This is a genomic window from Paracoccus lichenicola, from assembly GCF_009708075.1.
GTDB lineage: Bacteria > Pseudomonadota > Alphaproteobacteria > Rhodobacterales > Rhodobacteraceae > Paracoccus > Paracoccus lichenicola.
In genome coordinates, this window is record NZ_WMBT01000053.1 from 1 (window position 1) to 1,238 (window position 1,238).

Here is a 1,238-nt window from a genome sequence, read left to right on the forward strand (position 1 = left end):
TCTCTGCCGAGAAAGGGATATGCCACATGTCAGAGACTACCATCACCCAACTCCCCGATCCATCGGGATTTAGCGCAGATGCATTCACCGACGTCCTCCGCAATGGCGCGCGCAAGCTGATCGAACAGGCGATCCACGCCGAGCTGGCTACGCTCATGGCCGCCTTTTCCAAGGAGAAGCTTGAGGATGGGCGTGCGCGCCTGGTGCGCCATGGACACTTACCCGAACGCGAGGTGATGACCGGGATCGGTCCAGTGCCGGTGAAAGTGCCACGGGTGCGAGATCGAAAGCCCGGTGAGGACAAGATCACCTTCACGCCCAGCATCCTGCCGCGCTATGTGCGCAAGGCGAAATCGGTCGAAGAGCTGCTGCCCTGGCTTTACCTCAAGGGCGTCAGCACAGGGGACTTCAGCGAGGCGCTCGCGGCGCTTCTCGGCCCAAATGCCCATGGGCTTTCCGCCAAGACGGTCACGCGGCTGAAGGCCGACTGGTGGAACGACTATGAGGCCTGGCAAAAGCGCGACCTGAGCCATCGGCGCTTTCTCTACATCTGGGCTGACGGGGTGTATTTCAAACCGCGCATGGCTGAGGAAAAGCAATGCGTTCTGGTGATCGTCGGGGCCGATGAATATGGCCACAAGGAGCTTCTGGCGATGATCGACGGCTTTCGCGAAAGCGCTGAAAGCTGGCGTGAGCTCTTGCTCGATCTCCGGCGCCGGGGCCTGAAGCAGGATCCGAAGCTGGCCATCGGCGACGGCGCGCTCGGGTTCTGGACCGCCCTGCGGGAGGTGTTCGCCACCACGCGCGAGCAGCGCTGTTGGGTCCACAAGACAATGAATGTGCTCAACGCGCTGCCGAAGTCACTGCAGGACAGGGCTAAGGGTCATCTCCACGACATCTGGCAGGCCGAAACCAAGGCCGAGGCCGGTGCCGCCTTCGACTTTTTCGTCGAAACCTACGGGGTCAAATACGACAAGGCTGTTGCCAAGCTGGTCAAGGATCGCGAGGCGTTGCTGACCTTTTACGACTACCCGGCCGAACACTGGAAACACATCCGGACATCGAACCCAATTGAAAGCACCTTCGCGACCGTTCGGCACCGCACGAAGCGCACCAAAGGTTGCCTCAGTCGCAGGACCGGACTGGCAATGGCCTTCAAGCTCATGATGTCGGCGCAGAGGAAATGGCGAAAGCTCGACGGCCAGAACCGCCTGCCGGAGATCATCCAAGGGGTTGAG

General features: G+C 60.9%; 1 protein-coding gene. It reads left to right on the top strand.

Features of this window, described 5'->3' with window-relative positions:
• Positions 1–26 precede the first annotated feature (26 nt).
• Positions 27–1,238: IS256 family transposase (locus GIY56_RS18280; protein WP_154766258.1), on the top strand; the 1,212-nt coding region annotated here is incomplete at its 3' end.